This is a genomic window from Pseudomonas kitaguniensis (assembly GCF_049199985.1).
Lineage (GTDB): Bacteria > Pseudomonadota > Gammaproteobacteria > Pseudomonadales > Pseudomonadaceae > Aquipseudomonas > Aquipseudomonas kitaguniensis.
Window position 1 is genome coordinate 1 of the sequence record NZ_JBLZPT010000002.1, and the last position, 15,498, is coordinate 15,498.

The 15,498-nt window shown below is 59.8% G+C and carries 13 protein-coding genes and 2 rRNA genes; 8 read left to right on the top strand and 7 right to left on the bottom strand.

Annotated features, from left to right (window positions below; genetic code table 11):
• The 5 genes from ACOZK9_RS03885 to ACOZK9_RS03905 all read left to right on the top strand — a co-directional run.
• Positions 1-224 (top strand): 23S ribosomal RNA (locus tag ACOZK9_RS03885); the annotation flags it as partial.
• Positions 225-378: 154 nt separating this feature from the next.
• A 5S ribosomal RNA gene (gene rrf, locus ACOZK9_RS03890) occupies positions 379-494 on the top strand.
• 172 nt (positions 495-666) lie between these two features.
• Positions 667-1,326 carry a paraquat-inducible protein A gene (locus tag ACOZK9_RS03895; RefSeq protein WP_421555323.1) on the top strand — a complete coding sequence of 220 codons (660 nt, stop codon included), beginning with the start codon at positions 667-669 and terminating at the stop codon, positions 1,324-1,326.
• Complete coding sequence (locus tag ACOZK9_RS03900) at positions 1,313-1,936, top strand: paraquat-inducible protein A (RefSeq protein ID WP_058411515.1); 624 nt, start codon at positions 1,313-1,315, stop codon at positions 1,934-1,936. Before ACOZK9_RS03895 ends, ACOZK9_RS03900 begins: the two co-directional genes overlap by 14 nt.
• Entirely contained in the window at positions 1,929-4,232 is a 2,304-nt protein-coding gene (locus ACOZK9_RS03905; protein ID WP_421555324.1) for a PqiB family protein, read from the top strand. The genes ACOZK9_RS03900 and ACOZK9_RS03905 overlap by 8 nt, the downstream gene beginning before the upstream one ends.
• 163 nt (positions 4,233-4,395) lie before the next feature.
• Here the strand turns inward: ACOZK9_RS03905 and mksF are convergent, their stop codons facing one another.
• From mksF to mksB, 3 genes are read right to left on the bottom strand one after another with little or no spacing between them, the layout of a single operon-like run.
• Positions 4,396-7,236, bottom strand: a complete 2,841-nt coding sequence (gene mksF / locus ACOZK9_RS03910; RefSeq protein ID WP_421555325.1) for an Mks condensin complex protein MksF — start codon at positions 7,234-7,236, stop codon at positions 4,396-4,398.
• The gene (gene mksE, locus ACOZK9_RS03915) at positions 7,233-7,934 is read right to left on the bottom strand and encodes an Mks condensin complex protein MksE (protein WP_122249617.1); all 702 of its coding nucleotides are present in this window, start codon (positions 7,932-7,934) and stop codon (positions 7,233-7,235) included. Before mksE ends, mksF begins: the two co-directional genes overlap by 4 nt.
• Positions 7,924-9,201, bottom strand: coding sequence for an Mks condensin complex protein MksB (gene mksB, locus ACOZK9_RS03920; protein WP_058411511.1), 1,278 nt, complete (start codon positions 9,199-9,201; stop codon positions 7,924-7,926). The genes mksE and mksB overlap by 11 nt, the downstream gene beginning before the upstream one ends.
• Before the next feature lie 187 nt (positions 9,202-9,388).
• Here mksB and ACOZK9_RS03925 point away from each other — a divergent pair, with 187 nt between their 5' ends.
• On the top strand, positions 9,389-10,132 hold the full coding sequence (locus ACOZK9_RS03925; protein ID WP_058411510.1) for a hypothetical protein: 744 nt from the start codon (positions 9,389-9,391) through the stop codon (positions 10,130-10,132).
• A complete protein-coding gene (gene rimI, locus ACOZK9_RS03930) occupies positions 10,125-10,577 on the top strand; it encodes a ribosomal protein S18-alanine N-acetyltransferase (protein WP_058411509.1) in 453 nt (150 codons plus the stop codon). The genes ACOZK9_RS03925 and rimI overlap by 8 nt, the downstream gene beginning before the upstream one ends.
• 58 nt (positions 10,578-10,635) lie before the next feature.
• Here the strand turns inward: rimI and ACOZK9_RS03935 are convergent, their stop codons facing one another.
• Entirely contained in the window at positions 10,636-11,040 is a 405-nt protein-coding gene (locus ACOZK9_RS03935) for a hypothetical protein (protein ID WP_058411508.1), read from the bottom strand.
• 152 nt (positions 11,041-11,192) lie between these two features.
• On the opposite strand from ACOZK9_RS03935, the gene can reads away from it, so the two are divergent.
• Positions 11,193-11,837, top strand: a complete 645-nt coding sequence (can, locus tag ACOZK9_RS03940) for a carbonate dehydratase (protein ID WP_058411507.1) — start codon at positions 11,193-11,195, stop codon at positions 11,835-11,837.
• On the opposite strand, the gene ACOZK9_RS03945 is transcribed toward can, so the two are convergent.
• The 3 genes from ACOZK9_RS03945 to ACOZK9_RS03955 form a co-directional block, all read right to left on the bottom strand.
• Positions 11,834-12,247 carry an SET domain-containing protein gene (locus ACOZK9_RS03945; RefSeq protein ID WP_421555326.1) on the bottom strand — a complete coding sequence of 138 codons (414 nt, stop codon included), beginning with the start codon at positions 12,245-12,247 and terminating at the stop codon, positions 11,834-11,836. The two genes, can and ACOZK9_RS03945, sit on opposite strands and share 4 nt — an antisense overlap.
• A gap of 254 nt (positions 12,248-12,501) precedes the next feature.
• Positions 12,502-13,671: a hypothetical protein gene (locus tag ACOZK9_RS03950; RefSeq protein ID WP_421555327.1), complete on the bottom strand. Its 1,170-nt coding sequence runs from the start codon at positions 13,669-13,671 to the stop codon at positions 12,502-12,504.
• A 122-nt stretch (positions 13,672-13,793) separates the two neighbouring features.
• Positions 13,794-15,494 carry an acid phosphatase gene (locus tag ACOZK9_RS03955; protein WP_058411504.1) on the bottom strand — a complete coding sequence of 567 codons (1,701 nt, stop codon included), beginning with the start codon at positions 15,492-15,494 and terminating at the stop codon, positions 13,794-13,796.
• Positions 15,495-15,498: the final 4 nt, after the last annotated feature.

Genomic DNA, 15,498 nt, shown 5'->3' on the forward strand with positions numbered 1-15,498 from the left:
CTCTGGTGTTCCGGTTGTCACGCCAGTGGCATTGCCGGGTAGCTATGTTCGGAATAGATAACCGCTGAAAGCATCTAAGCGGGAAACTAGCCTCAAGATGAGATCTCACTGGAACCTTGAGTTCCCTGAAGGGCCGTCGAAGACTACGACGTTGATAGGTTGGGTGTGTAAGCGCTGTGAGGCGTTGAGCTAACCAATACTAATTGCCCGTGAGGCTTGACCATATAACACCCAAGCAATTTGCTTGCTCTGACGAGCACCAGATTGCGGTGTGTGAAGACGATAGAACCGAAAGTTCGATCTCACAAAACACCGAAGCTATCACATACCCAATTTGCTGAAGCGAGGCCATCAGGCCACGACTCAGTACCCGAATTTCTTGACGACCATAGAGCATTGGAACCACCTGATCCCATCCCGAACTCAGTAGTGAAACGATGCATCGCCGATGGTAGTGTGGGGTTTCCCCATGTGAGAGTAGGTCATCGTCAAGATTAAATTCCAGAACCCCTGTTTGCTAACGCAAACAGGGGTTTTGTTTTGGGCGGTCGGAAACCCTGGAAACCTTGCTTGCCCACGGCTGGGCGGAGACAAATTCGTACAGTTATTTATGAACCACACCACTAGAATAGGCGCCTAACCTTTTTTAGAGCTTGAGCCCTATTTATGCCCGATCCGGTTGATACCTTCGAGGTGTCGGACTTGCCGCTGGACGAACTGGTGGCATGCCACGAGTGTGACTTGCTGATGCGCAAGCCAGAGCTTGTCCGTGGTGAAAAGGCCCAATGCCCACGCTGTGGTTATGAGTTGTACGCTCACCGGCACAACGTCGTTGACCGAAGTTTGGCGTTAGTGCTTGCTGCACTGTTGCTGTACGTACCCGCGAACTTTTTACCCATCATGCAGCTCAATCTACTCGGGCAGTCCTCGCAGGACACCGTATGGACCGGCGTTGTCGGTCTGTTCAACAGCGGCATGCAAGGCGTGGCCCTGGTGGTGTTCTTCTGCAGCATGGGCATTCCGCTGATCAAGTTGCTGTGCCAACTGGCGGTGTTGCTCTGTATTCGTTGGAACATCGGCCGCAGCTACGGCCTGCTGTTTTATCGCATTTACCACCACCTCAAGGATTGGGGCATGCTCGAGGTCTACCTGATGGGCGTGCTGGTAGCGATTGTGAAGCTCGCCGATATGGCCACGATCAGCATAGGCCTCGGTCTGGGCTGCTTTATCAGCCTGTTAATGGTCCAAGTGCTGTTGGAGGTGGTGATGTCACCTCACCAAATATGGGAAGCGCTGGCAGAAGAGGATGCGTATGCGGGCGATTGATGCGGGCATTCTGATCTGTACCGAATGCCACGAGTTAAACCAGCAAGACCCGGACGCCGACGAGCAAACCTGCACCCGTTGCGGCGCGCTTGTGCATGCTCGCCGTCCGAACAGCTTGACGCGCACCTGGGCGCTGCTGATCACGGCGGCTATCTTGTACATCCCGGCCAACCTGCTGCCGATCATGACCGTCAGTTCCTTGGGCCAAGGTGAGCCAAGCACCATCATGTCGGGTGTGATTCAGCTGGTGCAGCACGGCATGTTTCCAATCGCCGCAGTGGTGTTCATCGCCAGTATCCTGGTCCCCACCTTCAAGCTGGTGGGCATTGGCTTGTTGCTGTTCTCGGTGCAGCGTCACCAACCGCTGTCCGCGCAGCAGCGCATTATCATGTACCGCTTCATCGAATTCATTGGTCGCTGGTCGATGCTGGATATTTTCGTGATCGCCATCCTGGTGGCGGTTGTCAACTTTGGGCGACTTGCCAGTGTCGAGGCCAATCTCGGCGCTGCAGCGTTCGCCAGTGTGGTGATCTTGACGATGCTCGCCGCAGTAACTTTTGATCCCCGACTCATTTGGGACAACACGGAGTCGGACGACGACCATGAGTGATTTGCCAAAAGCTAAAACCCGCCCAGCGTCCAACTGGTCGGCCATCTGGGTGTTGCCGTTGGTTGCCCTGATCATCGGTGGTTGGTTGGGGTGGCGCGCCTATTCCCAATTAGGCATTGAGGTGCAAGTTCGCTTTGAAAGCGGCGAAGGGATTCAGGTCAACAAAACCGAAGTGGTTTACAAAGGCATGCCCGTAGGCAAGGTCAAGGCATTAGCGCTGGACGACGAGGGCAACAATCGCGGGGTCATCGCGACCATCGAGATGGGCAAGGATGTCGAGCAGTACCTTCGGACCAACACGCGTTTCTGGCTGGTCAAACCCAGCGTCAGCCTCGCCGGCATCACCGGCCTCGAAACCCTGGTCTCGGGTAACTATATCGCTGCCAGCCCAGGCGATGGCGAGCCCACGCGCAAATTCAAGGCGCTCTCTGAAGAGCCGCCTTTGTCGGATGCCAAGCCGGGCTTGCACCTGACCCTCAAGGCCGATCGTCTTGGTTCGCTTAACCGTGGCAGCCCGGTGTTCTACAAACAGATCCAGGTCGGTCAGGTCAAAAGTTACCTGCTGTCCGAGGATCAGAGCACCGTCGAGATCAAGGTCTACATTGAGCCGACTTACGCCAATCTGGTACGCAAACACACGCGATTCTGGAACGCCAGTGGCATCAGCATCGACGCCAACCTCTCCGGCGTTAAAGTGCGCAGCGAATCGCTGTCCAGCATCGTCGCCGGCGGCATCGCCTTCGCCACACCCGAGAATCGTCAAGACAGCCCGCCGACTGACCCGAGCCTGCCGTTTCGCTTGTATGAAGACTTCGATGCCGCTGCGGCAGGGCTCAAGGTCAAGGTCAAACTCACCGACTTCGAAGGCCTGCAGGCCGGGCGTACGCCGGTGATGTACAAAGGTATCCAGGTCGGCAGCCTGAAAACCTTGAAGATCGACCCGGATTTGACCAGCGCCAATGCCGAGCTGACCCTCGACCCGCTGGCCGAGGATTACTTGGTGCAGGACACGCAGTTCTGGGTGGTCAAACCGTCTATTTCCCTGGCAGGTATCACCGGGCTTGAGGCGTTGGTCAAAGGTAACTACATCGCCATTCGCCCCGGTGACAAAGGTACCGCGCCACAACGTGAGTATGTCGCTCGCGCCAAGGCGCCGCCGCTGGACCTGCGGTCTCCCGGCCTGCACATGGTGCTTTTGACTGACAGCCTCGGCTCATTGGACGTCGGCAGCCCGATCCTCTACAAACAGGTCAAGGTTGGCTCGGTGCAGAGCTACCAGTTCTCGCGCAAGAACAAACAACTGGTGATCGGCGTGCACATCGAGAAGGAATATGAAAACCTGGTGAATGGCTCGACGCGCTTCTGGAATGCCAGCGGTGTCACGCTCACTGGTGGCCTCACCGGCGGCGTGCAAGTGAAAGCTGAATCGCTGGCGAGCCTGATGGCCGGTGGTATCGCTTTCGAAACCCCACAGCCGAATGTACCCCTGAAAAAGCGTATCCCGCGTTTCCGCCTGTTTGCCGACCGCGACGCCGCCAATCAGCACGGCACGCTGGTGACGATCAAAGTCGACCGCGCTGATGGCCTGAGCGTTGGCTCGCCGATACGCTTCAAGGGTCTGGACGTGGGCAAGATCGAAAGTGTCGACCTGAGCGCCGATATGCAATCGGTGCTGCTCAGCGCGCGCATCACTCAAGTGGCGGACCGTGTTGCTCGCGTCGGCACGCAGTTCTGGGTGGTCAAGCCTGAACTTGGCCTGATGAAGACCGCTAACTTGCAAACGCTGGTCACCGGCCAGTACCTCGAAGTGCTGCCCGCCGCAAAAAATGCCGGCCCGCAGAAGAGTTTTGTGGCCTTGAATCAGCCGCCTGAAACGGTGCACCAAGAGGCTGGCCTGCGCCTGGTGCTAAGCGCCGCCCGCCGTGGTTCGTTGAAGGAAGGCGTTCCGGTGACTTACCGCGAAGTCACCGTCGGCAAAGTCACGGGTTATGAACTGGGCCAGACGGCTGACCGGGTATTGGTTCACATCCTGATCGAGCCCAAGTACGCGCCGCTGGTGCGCAGTGGCAGCCGCTTCTGGAACACCAGCGGTTTCGGTCTCGACTTTGGGCTGTTCAAAGGCGCGACGGTACGCACCGAGTCGCTGGAAACCCTGGTGGCAGGCGGTATTGCCTTCGCCACGCCAGACGGTGAGCGCATGGGTAATGCCGCACGCCCTCAACAAACCTTTGCGCTGTTCGACAAGTTTGAAGATGAGTGGCTGACGTGGGCGCCGAAGATTCAACTCGGTAAATAGACCGAGGTGCGGCCATCGGGAGCAAGCCCCCTCCCACATTCTGAAGTGTGAGCACGTTCAAAGTGTGGGAGGGGGCTTGCTCCCGATGAGGCCCTCAAACCCCAGCCCAAAAAAAAGGCCGCGATCCCCAGGATCGCGGCCTTTTGCGTATCAGCGAATAAACTCAGACTTCATCCAGCTCCGGCTCGTCTGCCTGCACATTCACCGTCGCCTTCACGGCATCATGACGACGGATGTACTTCCAGTCCGCCTCATCGATATAAATGCCATTCGGCCCGCTGCCGCCTTCCAGGTCGATTGCCACCTGGGCCGACACCTGCGGTTTCACACTGGCCAGAATCGGCACAAAGCCCAACTGCAAACTGGTTTCGAGCAGCGCCGCCTGGTTCTTCTCGTCGATGTCCGCGGCCTCATCCAGGTAGTACGGCAAGCGCACGCGCCCAGCCTGGTCGCGGTCCATCAAGTGCAGCAACAAGTACATGTTGGTCAGCGCCTTGATGGTCATGGTGGTGCCGTTGGACGCGGCGCCATCAATGTCGGTATGAATCACTGGCTGGCCGTGCACCTTGGTGATTTCGAAGGCCAGTTCGAACAAATCCTTGAGGCCCAGCTGGTTGTGGTTGGCGGCCACCAGGCGCGCCAGGTATTCCTTGGCCTCTTCGTTCTTGTTGTCTTGCTCGGCGCTCTGGCTCAGGTCGAACACCGACAGCGTTTCGCCTTCTTCATATTGACCGGCACTGTGGATGATCTGGTCGATATGCTTGAGGGCTTCCTTGTTCGGCGCCAGCACGATGCGAAAGCTCTGCAGGTTGGACACCTGGCGCTTGTTGATCTCGCGGTTGAACAGGGCCAGTTGGTGTTCCAGGCTGTCATAGTCGCTGCGGATATTGCGCAGGGTCCGCGCGATGTCGGTGACGGCCGCACGGCGCGCCTTGCCGAGGGTCAGCGCTTCATCGGTGCGGTGTGCATAGGCGTTGATCAGCAGGTGCAGGCGGCGCTCGACGTCGTCCTCGCTGTCGAACTTGGCCACGCCCTTGAGGCGCACCTGCGCATACAGCGCTTCAATTTGCCCATCGGCGCGCAGCAAACCTTGCCAGCTGTCCTGATAGTCATTGAGCAGTGGCAGCAGGTTGTCCATCGAGTCATCGACCGGGTCCATGAACGGCGTACCGAACGGCAAGTCTGCCGGCAACAACTGGCGACGGCGCAGCGCGTCATCCAGGGTTCGCTGCTTGGCTTCCATGTCGGCGATCTGGCGGCCGACCAGTTGCAGCTTGGCCGACAGTTGTTGGACGCGCTCGGTAAAGGCATCGCTGGAACGCTTCAACTCGTCCTGAGCCGCTTCCATCTGCGCCAGGTTTTCGAGCTTCTCGCCTTCTTCGGCACTCAACGTTTGCGCGCGGCGGAAGTCTTCCAGGGCCTTTTGCGCATCCAGCACTTGCTGGTACAGCGCTTCGGTTTGGGTTTTGCTCGCCGCACGGTCGGAGGCCACGGCTTGCTGGGTTTTCAGCTGCTTGAGTTCTTTTTCCAGGCGCTCTTTCTGGTCGCGCAACGCCGCGCGGTCGGCCAACGCTTGCAAGGCCGGCGGCTCGATGTGGGAGAGGTCGATAGACAACCCTGGCACTTCAAAATGCTCGCCCTTGAAGCCATCAAGAATCTGCTCCAGGGATTTAACCCACTGGCCGTCCTCGTCCAGCGTGATGCCATGCTCGCCCAAGGGCAGGCTGAACAACGAACTGTTGAACAGCCGCATCAGGCGCTCGACATCCGGCTGCGAGAATTCTTCGCGCAGTTTGGCGTAGCTGTTGTTGTCGGCGTGATCGAGCTGTTGCTTGACCGACTTGAAGCGTTTTTCCAGGTCGCGCAAACGCTCGTCCAAGTCCTCGGCGCTGAACTGCCGGGACTGCGCCAGCGCACCGGCCAATTCGTCGTGGGCATCCTTGGCCGCCAGCAGTTGCTGCTCCAGCACTTTGACGTTATCGACCAAAGCAAAACGATGCTTGAGCACCGAGAGTTCGCCGAGCCAGCGCTGGATGCCGCTGATTTCGCGCTCCAGGCGCATCAGCTCTTGGGTGCCGCCGCGTTGATTGTTTTGCAGCGCGTCCTGCTCGTTGCGGTAATGTTCGGCCTGAATGGTCAGCTCTTCCTTGCGCGCGCCGGCGTAGTCCGACCACGTGCCCAGCAACGAATCCAGAAGTGGCGACAGGCGATGCAACTTGCCGCGCAACACGTCGCGCTGGCGAACGCCATTCGCCAATGCTTCGACCAGCGGCCCGGCGGCTACCAGAGAGTTGTAATCCTGCTCCATGCGTCGCACATCGCGGAAGGCTTCTTCGCACGCCGCAATGTAATCAACACTGCCGGAACGCAGGCTGTGTTCGAAGGCATCCAGGAACAATTGCTTGAGCTTGGCCGCGGTGATTTCGCGCATGTGCAGCAGGTTGATAAACAGCGCGCGGAAGGTCTTCAGGCTCTGTTCGCTGGTGGAGCGCAGCGGAATCAACGTCAGGTCGAGCGGGATCGACGTGTGCCCGCCCACCAGCAAACGACGCAGCTCATCCGGCTTCAGTTCATAGGCTTTCAGGCCTTCGCGCTCAAGGTTGGTGAACAGCTCTTTCTGACGCAGGCAGGTGTCGTTTTTCTGGTAGTGGGCCAGGTCCAGCTTGCCGGCGTAGGCAAAAAACTGGTGACCGAAACCACCGCCCGGGCCACGGCCGACCACGCCGATGACGTGCGGGCCGTGGGGCAGGGAGACTTCCACGAGGATGTAGCTGGTGTCGGTGGCAAAGTAGAAGCGCCGCGATTGCTCCAGCGTGTACTTGCCGAAACTCATGTCCGACATGCGCGCCAGAATCGGGAACTGCAAGGCGTTGATCGACGCGGACTTACCCAGGTTGTTCGCGCCGTACACCGACAGGGGCTCCTCCAGCGGGAATAAACCCAAGCTGTAACCGGCGGTGTTCAATAGGGCGAAGCGGCGGATGCCGTAGCGTTCCTTGCTCATGCGTCGGTCTCCTGTTCTTCGGCGATGGCGCGGGCCATGGCGTCTTCTTCGCTCTCAAATTCGCTCAGGTCGAGCGGATCATCGGTCTTCAGCAGCTTTTCATCGCTGTCTTCGTCGATGATCACCGGCGCCGGCAATGGCAACACGCTGTGCACGCTGGCCGCGAGGTCGCGGTCTTGTTGCACCGACAAGCACACGTCGAGAAAGCGGTGCATCGGCGGCAGGAAGCGGTACACGCCGTTGTCTTCGCTGGCAAAACCCAGTTGGGTCATGCGGCGCATGATTTTTTCTTCGAGTTCTTCCTGGGTTTGCACTTCGGCCTGGATAAACAGGTCGCGGTACTTCTCCAGCAGCGACGGCAGTTCATCGCGGCCCAGGCTGCCACCGTCGAGCACGGCAATCGGGTCACGGCCCTGGTCGGCCAGGTGCTCGACGATGATGAAGGTGAACAGCGCCAGGCGCTGCGCGGTCTTGTTGACCTGCGCGCTGGCGATGGCCGAGTCCGGCACGAAGTAGTAGAAACCGCGCGTATCGCACACCAGTTCAAAGCCCAGGGCCTTGAACAGTGTGCGGTACTGGTCCTGAAAGTTTGACAGTTGTGCGTACAGCTCCGGGTCGCGGCGGCTGACGTGGTAACCCTTGAACAGCTCGCGAAAGATCGGCGCCAGCTGGGACAGTTCGGATAGATCAAGTTGCATTGGGTGTACTCGCGGAATTCTCGGGCGCATCAGCGTTGGCCGGGAGCAGGGCGAATGAGCGCAGGCTGACCTGGTGCTCGTGTGTGTGGTAATCGCGGCGTTCCAGGCGTTCGCGCTTGAAGCGTTTTTCACGCGAGAGTCGCGAGAACCAGTACAGCAATTCGTCGGTGGCGCCGTCGGGTTCCTGCGCAAGCAGCCAGGTCATCAGGTCTGGCATCGGCAGCGCGTCTTCGCAGCGCTCGAGCATTTCCTTGACCGTGCGCGGTGCGCGTTGGGCTTCGCCCTTGTGGGATTTGTGCGCCTTGGGGAAACGCGCCGGTTTGGGCTCAAAATTAGCCAGCGCATACACATACGCCTCTACCTGGCTGGCACTGCCGAGGAAGGTGCTTTGCGGCCGGCTGAACATCGGCATTGCCGCTTGCGGCACCGCGTCCAAACCTTTACGGCGGATGGCCGACAATGCCAGCGCCGCGCCGCGCGTCACGGCGTTATGCCGGCGCGCTTCTTCACGCAGCGGCAGCAGCAGCTCGCGCGCGTGACGCAAGGTCAACTGGGCGCTGGTTTGCATTTCGAGGATGCGCGCGTGGGTGCGCAGCAGCATGTCGTCGTCCACCAGGTGGCCGAGGCGCTGTTGCTCGGTGAGCATGCGCAGCAACACGTTCTCGACCTTGCGCACGCCTTGTTCGAAGGCGCCGTCGGCGTTCACCAGTTGGATCATCGGTTCAACGTATTCGTCCCACGTCGCCAACACTTCGGCGTAACGCTGGCGCAAGGGGATCTGCCGGTCGCTGGTCTTGGCGCGGTCGGCCACGGCGGCGAGCGCTTGTTCGTCGTTGGCGAGTTTTTTCAGCACATCGCGCACGCGCATATCCAGCAGGCGCAGTTGCCGGGCCAGGTCGTGGCCATCACGGATGTCGAAGGCGTCCTGAATGTAGCCGGCCAAACGCTCGAGGTGGCGCAGGTAGGCTTCGATTTCCAGGCACAGGCCGAGGCGGTGCTCTTTGCGCAGGTAGGCGAGGAAGTCGTGGATCTGCGCGTTCAGCTCGAAGCGGTTCGGGCTTTTGGCGACAGGCACCAGAATATCCAGGCGAATCCACACGTCCAGCAAACCGGTGATGTCTTGGGGCGTGCTGTCCAGTTGTTGGGCGGCCAGTTGCGCGCGCAGTTCGCTCAGGCTCAAGGTGCCTTGGTCGAAATGTTCGCACAGTGGCTCAAGTAAGGCCCAGTGTTCGGCGAGGGCGCGCAGGACGCGCTTGGGTTCGATCATGGGAATGGCCGGCTGGTTGGCGATTAAAAGTCGCGATTGTACTGCATCAGGCGCGGGATTTATCCACAGCCGGTCAGTGCACAGTGGGCGATTGTTACCGAACAGCGGTAGAATCCCCGCTCTTTACTTATCCACAAGTGGCCGAGCTGTGCTTATCGAGTCCCGACGTCGCGCTTACTTGACCGCCATGCAGGTGGTCAACTGGCTGCCCCGCACCGAATTGCCGTTTGCCGCCCCGTCGCGGCCGCAGTTGCTGGACGCGCCCGAGCCTTTTGAGGCACTTGAGGTGTCGGGTGAGGAGGCCGCAGCGCCAGTGGCGGTGGTGAAGCCCGAGCCGCAGGCGCGGCCTGTTGTAGAGCGCGCAAAGGTCGAAGTACCGCGCCCGTCGCCAATCGCAAAACCTGCCGTCGCCGAAAAAACGGCCCCGGTGGCCAAAGCCGCTGTGGTGCCGCCGCCACGCTTTGCCCTGCAATTGCTGCGGGCCGGGCGTTGCCTGCTGCTGGTGGAATTGCCTACCGGCGAACGCTTCCAAACCCGCGACCCGGCCTACATGCTGCTCAAAGACATGCTGCGCGCCGCAGGCCTGCCCGACAGCCCGCAAATCATCGGCGACCCGGTGCGTTGGCCATTGTTGGTGCGCGGCACCATGGACCAAGGCCCGGAAGCCGCGCGTGATTTTGTGCAAGGTTTTGTTTCGGCACGTCTGGAGGACGAACCCTGCGTGTGCCTTTGGCTGATCGGTTTGCCCGCCGTGCGCTTTGCCGGCGAGGCGAATGCCGAAGCCTGGTATCGCGAACTGCAGGTCGAAGGCCTGGGTTCTGTATGGGCCTTGCCGGGCCTGGAATTATTAATGGAAGAGCCACAGCGTAAGGCTGATGTATGGCAAGCCATGCGCCAGCTGATGGCGCGCTGGAAAAGTACCGATGAGTGACGCTTTATCCTTCCGCCCGATGACCGAGGCGGACCTCGACGCCGTACTCAAGATCGAGTACGCGGCGTTCAGCCATCCCTGGACCCGCGGAATTTTTCTCGATGGGCTGGGCAAGTACCAGATCTGGCTGATGTTTGAAGGCGAACAGCAGGTCGGCCACGGCGTGGTGCAAATCATCCTCGATGAAGCGCATTTGCTGAACATCACCGTCAAGCCGGAAAGCCAGGGCCGAGGCCTTGGGTTGAGCTTGCTCGAGCACCTGATGTCGCGAGCCTATGAGGCCAAGGCCCGCGAGTGCTTCCTGGAAGTGCGTGACAGCAATACCGGGGCGTTCCGCCTGTATGAGCGTTACGGGTTCAACGAGATCGGGCGCCGACGCGATTACTACCCCGCCGTCGGTGGGCGTGAAGATGCCGTCGTGATGGCCTGCACGCTGGTCGACTGATTACAAAAACCACTGTGGAAGGAAGCAAGGTTCCTCCCACAGTCGGCCCTGTGGTATCTCAGCGGTTGCCGTCTACCGGGTCCAGGTCGGCCAGTTCGGCCTCATCCAGCCCATTGCCGCCGCCTATCTCGTCTTCATCGACGATGCTCAAATCGTAATCCGCTGGCTGATCTTCGCCTGCCTCGCGGGCATCGCGTGCGCCGTCTTCATGGATCAGCGTTTCGGGGCTCATGTCATCATCGGTGGGTTCATGATCATCCGTCGAAGCACCGGTCATACCGGCCTCGCGCACCCGTTCGTCGGGCATCAAGTGCTCGCGCTCACCCGGCGGAATTTCATCGCCGATTTCTGCAGTCTGCGTTTGCTCGTCAAAATCCAGCTCACGCATTGAGCCCATGCGATCTTCGTTGTCATCAATCGGTTCGGGCTGTGTAGCGCCGTAGGGACGTCGTGATTCAGTCATGGCCTATCCTCATACTGTGGGGCTTATAGTGTGTGGACAGGCATGGCCGCCTAAAGATTCAAGCTAATTTAGCCTGGCTATTCTCGCGCCGCGCGTGACCCGCACCAGCGGTGGTGTGTCAAAGCTGGGCATCATTCCTGAGGCTTTCCCTGATGAACGAACTACAAGACTTGCTTGATAACAACGAACGCTGGGCGGATGCGATCAAACAGGAAGATCCCGAATTCTTCGCCAAGCTCGCCCGCCAGCAAACCCCTGAATACCTGTGGATCGGCTGCTCCGATGCGCGGGTGCCGGCGAACGAGATCGTCGGCATGCTGCCAGGCGATCTGTTTGTGCACCGTAACGTGGCCAATGTGGTGCTGCATACCGACCTTAATTGCCTGTCGGTGATCCAGTACGCAGTCGATGTGCTTAAGGTCAAACATATCCTCGTCACCGGCCACTATGGCTGTGGCGGTGTGCGTGCCTCGATGCAGGACCGCCAGTTTGGCCTGATCGATGGCTGGCTGCGCACGATTCGCGACCTCTACTACGAAAACCGCGAGCTGCTCGCCCAACTGCCGACGGAAGAAGAGCAAGTTGACCGCCTCTGCGAGCTGAACGTGATTCAGCAGGTGGCCAACGTCGGCCACACCAGCATTGTGCAGAACGCCTGGCACCGTGGGCAAAACCTGTCGATTCATGGCTGCATCTACGGCATCAAGGATGGCCGCTGGAAGAGCTTGAACACCACCATCAGTGGTTTCGAGCAATTGCCGCCGCAATATCGCCTGCGCCCGTTGGGTGACGCTTAAACAGGTTTGTTACGGTCGCGCTGCTCCAGGAACAACTGGCCTTCTGCGCTGAGTTGTTCCTGCGGGCCTTTGATCCAGCCCCGGCAGTTGGGCCCGGCGCATTCGCAGGCAAACTGGCGGTGCAAGACGTCGCCGGCGTTGGCGAAATCAATGGTCAGCCAAGTGTTGGCGGCAATCGGCAACACTGACCAAAGCTCCAGGTAGGCCGTGTCGAAATACACATTCGGGTCGCAGGCGTGACGCAGTTGGCCGCAGACCCACGGGTCATACAGCTGGATCCGTGCCGAGATCTGGAAGGAATGCTGGCGTCGTTCACTCAAGGCATAGCCGAACACCCTGGCGATGAGCGTGTGGTTGTCGAACGCTACGCGCGATTTGATCCCGGCGGCTTCGCCGTTTGGGGCGCGCACGATCTCAAACTGGCGTGTGGTCGGATAGCCGTACTCCGCTGATGTTGTCGCAAACGGGTACAGACCAGCATTGTCAGCGTCACTAGCCTTATCCCTGGCTGGAGTTTTCATGGTTTTCCTGAAATGGGCTGCATCGACCTGCCAATGGTGTCGAGTGCCAGTCTTGCAGCGAATGGGTCCGGCTTAAGACTCGCTGAACAGGCTGCCGATGACTACTGTCAATGTTGACAGTAGTCATCGTTTTTTTGTGCGACCTAAAGCACCGGCGCGATGATGGCCGTGGGCGCAGTGGCATTCTTCAGTTGTTTCAACTGAGCCTTGATGACCGGCGTGGCGCACTTGGCGTTGGCTTGCTGCGGGGTGAGCTTGCGCACCGAGGTGTAGAACAGCTCACACGTCTGCTCTTTGCGGGTGACCTGCCAGGTGTTCATGCAGGCCTTGAGCAGCACATTGGCATCGCTGGCGGGTTTCTGGCCCATCCCGGCTTGCCAGCACGCCGCGCTCAAATCTTGCCCCATCACTTTCAAACCGGCGTCGTCGGCCTTCTGTTCATCGCCTGCATAGGTTGCAGGGTCTGCCGCATACCAGATGTAACTCGGGTGGTTGGCGCCGAGTACCGCCACGCTTTTGCCGGCTTGCGGGCTGATCTGCGCCAAACCCAGCACGCCCACGGTCTGGCCGTATTGCTGCTTGATCCAACTGCGCACCGGCGCGCCGAACGCGACCATCGGCAGTGAAACGTCGCCGTGCTGGCTCAGCTCCTTAACCATGCGCGTCTGATAGTCGGTGAAATAGCCGTAGACGTTTTCCAGGTCCTTGCCTGCGTTCGAAGGCGCGGCGATGGGCGCAATATCAATGATGGTCTGATAAGCAGGCGTTTCGGTGGCTGCGATGCCATTGTCGGTGAGCAAGCTAGCCCAACGGTCGGTGGTTGCCGACTCCAGGTAGTCCTGGGCCTGGGTCAGCGAGTAGTCCGGTGGGAAGTGCAGCAATTCGATGCTTTTGCGGTTTTCCAGGGCCATGCCCAGCGGCAGAAACAGGTACCAGTTATAGGCCCACTTGCCGTCGCTGTTGAGCTTGCTCGCGCCTTGATACGCCAGGTCGGCGGTATCAAGCAGCGTCTTCAGCGGCTGGCCGTACTGGTCGGGCACGCCGCTGAAGGTGGCCGTCACCTCGCCGTCATGGGTTTTTACGCTGACCCTGGCCCGGCTGTAGCCGTCGCGCTGCAGGCTCTGGTTCAGGTAATGCTCGGCAGTTTGCTCCAGCGTCCATGGCCGAAAGCAGATCACATTGCAGTTATTCGGGAAGGCGAACAGTTGGGTGACACGTTGCGTGCTGCCCAGTGGCACGTCGATGTCGGCCTGTACGGCCGCACTGGCCAGCAGTGCGGCCAGGGTAAAAGACAGCCTGGTCGGTTTGAACATAGTTGGTTCCTTGTCAGCGAATGCCCGTCTGCGCGGGGTGAAAGCCCACCCACACACAGTAGCGGTTGCTCAGGAAAACCGCGTGTTAAATCGCCAGGCGTGTCGTTATTGGATAAGCCAACCTACACGTTGAACTGCAAGGCATTGCTCAAGTCACCCATGGGTTTCTGGCCGCGGGCGGTCATCGCGTCATCACGCTGCTTGAGGCCATCCAATGTCTCCAGCTGGAACACCCGAGTAATTAAACGCAGGATCGACGCCGTGTCGTAAACCGTATGGTCAACCGTGCCTTTGCGCGCGAACGGCGACACCACCAAGGCCGGAATTCGCGTGCCCGGCCCCCAGCGGTCGCCTTTGGGCGGTGCGACGTGGTCCCACCAGCCACCGTTTTCATCGACCGTCACCACCACCACCATGTTTTTCCACTGCGGGCTTTCTTGCAGCACCTTCAACGCGCGGGCGATATGCCGGTCGCCCGAGGCCACGTCGGCGTAACCTGCGTGCATGTTCAGGTTGCCTTGAGGCTTGTAAAAACTCACGGCGGGCAGCTTGCCAGCCTGGGCATCGGCGAAGAACTTATTGGTGCTTGATTCATCACCCAAACCGCCATCGCGAAGGCGTTTGTCACGTTCGGCGCGGTTCTCGGGGCCTTGTTGCTTGAAGTAGTTGAATGGCTGGTGGTGGTACTGGAAGTTCGGAATCTTGGGGATGCCGCCTGAATCCTTGAACTGGTCCAGGGTGGCTTGCCACGCCCCGGCGTACCAGGCCCAGTCGACGTTCTTCTTCGACAGCTTGTCGCCGATGTGTTCGTGGGTTTGTGGCACGAGTACGTTGGGCAGGTCCGGTTTGGAGTAATCCGGGTTCTGTGGGTCGCGAATCCAGGTCGGCCAGTAGGGCGGGGCCAGCGTGTTCACGCCGTAACCGTCCGGCGTCAGGGCGCTGGGGCCGAACTGCGGTGGGCCGGTCATGGCGCTGGCCGGGGACGTGCCCAACGGCTTGAGGCGTGGGTCGGTGGGGTCATCGCTTTGCAGCGTGGCGATTTGTGCCTTGGCCACGGACTGCGCGGCATTCGGATAAAACGGCGCAGTGGCGCTGATCAGGTATTGGTGGTTAAGGAACGAGCCACCAAAGGCGCCCTGAAAGAAGTTATCGCAGAGCACAAACTCCTTGGCCACGTCCCACAGGCGCAGGGAATAACGGCTCTGGGCGTAATGGCCCATGACCAAACCACCCGAATCCGCCCAGGCGACAAAGTTGTCGTTCTTGCCACCGTTGATCTGCATCTGGTTCTGGTAGAACACGTGCCACAAATCGCGGGTGACCAGGCTCAAGGGCAAGTCCTCAGCGTTCGGGCCTTTGAGGGCGAATGGCGCGTTGGGCAGGTTTTCCTGGAATTGCACTTCACTGGGGTAGGTCACGCCGTCCACGCTTTGCGGGCCGACTTGCAACACACCGCCCCACGCAGGCGGCAAAGTGCCCAACAGGCTACCGTCGCGGTCGCGTTGCTGGAACTCGGCAGCCGTCAGCGCCGCGAGTGGCTTCTCAACGCCCGGGAAATCGGCGAACAGGTTGTTGAAGCTGCGGTTCTCGGCATAAATCACCACCACGGTTTTCACCTGATCGTGCAACGCCTTGTCCAGTTCTTGCGGAGTCAGTGGCCGAGGCGCCGGTTTGCCGGGTGCCTCACTGGCATTGCCACAGGCAGCCAACGTCGCGCCGACCCCCAACACCGCCGCGCCCCCCAGGAAGCGCCGCCGGCTGGTGTCCAGCGGCGTTTGAGCTACGGAATCGGGAGCGGGGCGTTGGTTGTGCTCGTCACTCATTGCG

Coding starts and splice junctions, on each gene's coding strand:
- mksB (WP_058411511.1), bottom strand. CDS start 9,201: ATGATCGAACCCAAGCGCGTCCTGCGCGCCCTCGCCGAACACTGGGCC.
- ACOZK9_RS03925 (WP_058411510.1), top strand. CDS start 9,389: ATGCAGGTGGTCAACTGGCTGCCCCGCACCGAATTGCCGTTTGCCGCC.
- ACOZK9_RS03950 (WP_421555327.1), bottom strand. CDS start 13,671: ATGTTCAAACCGACCAGGCTGTCTTTTACCCTGGCCGCACTGCTGGCC.
- ACOZK9_RS03895 (WP_421555323.1), top strand. CDS start 667: ATGCCCGATCCGGTTGATACCTTCGAGGTGTCGGACTTGCCGCTGGAC.
- ACOZK9_RS03955 (WP_058411504.1), bottom strand. CDS start 15,494: ATGAGTGACGAGCACAACCAACGCCCCGCTCCCGATTCCGTAGCTCAA.
- ACOZK9_RS03935 (WP_058411508.1), bottom strand. CDS start 11,040: ATGACTGAATCACGACGTCCCTACGGCGCTACACAGCCCGAACCGATT.
- ACOZK9_RS03905 (WP_421555324.1), top strand. CDS start 1,929: ATGAGTGATTTGCCAAAAGCTAAAACCCGCCCAGCGTCCAACTGGTCG.
- can (WP_058411507.1), top strand. CDS start 11,193: ATGAACGAACTACAAGACTTGCTTGATAACAACGAACGCTGGGCGGAT.
- ACOZK9_RS03900 (WP_058411515.1), top strand. CDS start 1,313: ATGCGGGCGATTGATGCGGGCATTCTGATCTGTACCGAATGCCACGAG.
- mksE (WP_122249617.1), bottom strand. CDS start 7,934: ATGCAACTTGATCTATCCGAACTGTCCCAGCTGGCGCCGATCTTTCGC.
- mksF (WP_421555325.1), bottom strand. CDS start 7,236: ATGAGCAAGGAACGCTACGGCATCCGCCGCTTCGCCCTATTGAACACC.
- rimI (WP_058411509.1), top strand. CDS start 10,125: ATGAGTGACGCTTTATCCTTCCGCCCGATGACCGAGGCGGACCTCGAC.